This is a genomic window from Streptomyces ossamyceticus (genome assembly GCF_001418475.1).
GTDB classification, from domain to species: Bacteria; Actinomycetota; Actinomycetes; order Streptomycetales; family Streptomycetaceae; genus Streptomyces; species Streptomyces ossamyceticus.
In genome coordinates this window covers 1-2,549 of sequence record NZ_LIQX01000385.1, presented here as the reverse complement: position 1 = coordinate 2,549, position 2,549 = coordinate 1, and the positions used below count along the sequence as shown (strand labels likewise).

Genomic DNA, 2,549 nt, shown 5'->3' with positions numbered 1-2,549 from the left:
CGGCGGCGCGGGTCGCCGTGCGGGTCGCCGTGCGGGACGTGGTGCGGGCCGTGGCCCTTCTCCTCGCGGAGCATCGGCCCCGACATGTACGCCAGGAGCACCGCCGAGACGATGAACGCCATGTGGATCACCGTGCCCCACAGCAGCGCGTGGTGGGAGGTGTGGTGGACGTCCACGAACATCTGGAGCAGATGGACGGAGGAGATGCCGACGATGGCGGTGGCGAGCTTGACCTTCAGGACGTTGGAGTTGACGTGGGAGAGCCATTCGGGCTGGTCGCGGTGGCCCTGGAGTCCGATGCGCGAGACGAAGGTCTCGTAGCCACCCACGATGGTCATGATCAGCAGGTTGGCGATCATGACGACGTCGACCAGCTTGAGCACCGCGAGCATGACGTAGTTCTCGGTGGCACTGCCGCCGACGCACTTGACGATTAACGTCCACAGCTCGTTGAAGAACTTGTAGACGTACACCCCCTGTGCGGCGACCAGACCGAAGTACAGCGGTGCCTGGAGCCAGCGAGTGGCGAACAGGGCATAGCCGAGAGTGGTGCCCTGCGGGGAGGTGGACGGGGTGACCGGGCCGACGGGGGAAGATGACTGCACGGTTCAACATTCTTGGGGAGCCCATGCCTCATATCTGAATTCCCTCCACTCATCGGAATGAATAGACATCCAATAAGACTGATACGAGGGTGAGGCTGGGGCGGAACGACCCCGGCGAAAGGGCGGAACGATCAGGCACACTGGACGTCTGGCCGAAACGAAAGGGTGCCGCGCGTGAATGGTCCACTCATCGTCCAGTCCGACAAGACCCTGCTCCTGGAGGTCGACCACGAGCGGGCGGACGACTGTCGTCGGGCCATCGCGCCGTTCGCCGAGCTGGAGCGGGCTCCGGAGCACATCCACACCTACCGGGTCACGCCGCTGGGACTGTGGAACGCGCGGGCCGCCGGCCATGACGCGGAGCAGGTCGTGGACGCGCTGGTCGAGTTCAGCAGATACCCGGTGCCGCACGCGCTGCTCGTCGACATCGCCGAGACGATGGACCGCTACGGCCGTCTCACCCTGAGCAAGCACCCCGCCCACGGCCTCGTCCTCACCACCACCGACCGCCCGGTCCTGGAGGAGATCCTGCGGTCGAAGCGGGTCGCCCCGCTCGTCGGCGCCCGGATCGACCCGGACACCGTCGCCGTGCACCCCTCGGAGCGGGGGCAGATCAAGCAGACGCTGCTGAAGCTGGGCTGGCCTGCCGAGGACCTCGCCGGTTACGTCGATGGCGAGGCGCACCCGATCGAGCTGCACGAGGACGGCTGGGCGCTGCGGCCCTACCAGAAGCAGGCCGTGGAGAACTTCTGGCACGGCGGCAGCGGTGTCGTCGTCCTGCCCTGCGGCGCCGGGAAGACGCTGGTCGGGGCCGGTTCCATGGCGCAGGCGAAGTCGACCACGCTGATCCTCGTCACCAACACCGTCTCCGCCCGGCAGTGGAAGCACGAGCTGGTGAAGCGGACGTCGCTGACCGAGGACGAGATCGGCGAGTACAGCGGGACCCGCAAGGAGATCCGTCCGGTCACCATCGCGACGTACCAGGTGCTGACGACGCGGCGGAAGGGTGTCTACCCGCACCTGGAGCTGTTCGACTCCCGCGACTGGGGCCTCATCGTCTACGACGAGGTGCATCTGCTGCCCGCGCCCGTCTTCAAGTTCACGGCGGACCTCCAGGCGCGGCGGCGGCTCGGGCTGACGGCGACGCTGGTCCGTGAGGACGGCCGGGAGTCGGACGTGTTCTCCCTGATCGGGCCCAAGCGGTTCGACGCGCCCTGGAAGGAGATCGAGGCGCAGGGCTACATCGCGCCCGCCGACTGTGTCGAGGTCCGGGTGAACCTCACGGATTCCGAGCGGCTCGCCTACGCCACCGCCGAGCAGGAGGAGAAGTACCGCTTCTGCTCCACGACCGCGACGAAGCGCCGGGTGACCGAGGCGATCGTCCGCCGCTTCGCCGGGCAGCAGATCCTCGTCATCGGCCAGTACATCGACCAGCTCGACGAGCTGGGCGCCCATCTGGACGCGCCGGTGATCAAGGGCGAGACGTCGAACGCGCAGCGCGAGAAGCTGTTCGACGCGTTCCGCGAGGGCGAGATCAACGTCCTGGTCGTCTCCAAGGTCGCCAACTTCTCCATCGACCTGCCGGAGGCGACCGTCGCCATCCAGGTGTCCGGCACGTTCGGCTCGCGCCAGGAGGAGGCCCAACGGCTGGGCCGGGTCCTGCGCCCCAAGGCCGACGGCCACAAGGCGCACTTCTACTCGGTCGTCGCCCGCGACACCATCGACCAGGACTTCGCCGCCCATCGGCAGCGTTTCCTCGCCGAACAGGGCTACGCCTACCGGATCATGGACGCGGACGAACTCCTGGCGGACGACGCCTGAGCGGATCCCCGCGCGACGCCCCCGCCGGATGAGGTGCCCTCTGCAGGGTCAGGTTGGGCATGGCCGGAGCCGGTGGGGGGGACCGGCCCCGGCCATGCCCAACCTGACCCTGCAGAGGGCACC

Annotated in this window: 2 protein-coding genes; one reads left to right on the top strand and one right to left on the bottom strand. The window is 67.9% G+C overall.

What is annotated here, in order from left to right; translation table 11 throughout:
* A partial coding sequence (locus AOK15_RS26545) for a TIGR00645 family protein (protein ID WP_157870376.1) occupies positions 1 to 605 on the bottom strand: 605 nt, incomplete at its 3' end.
* 174 nt (positions 606 to 779) lie between these two features.
* On the opposite strand from AOK15_RS26545, the gene AOK15_RS26540 reads away from it, so the two are divergent.
* Complete coding sequence (locus tag AOK15_RS26540) at positions 780 to 2,426, top strand: DNA repair helicase XPB (protein ID WP_055520883.1); 1,647 nt, start codon at positions 780 to 782, stop codon at positions 2,424 to 2,426.
* Positions 2,427 to 2,549: the final 123 nt, after the last annotated feature.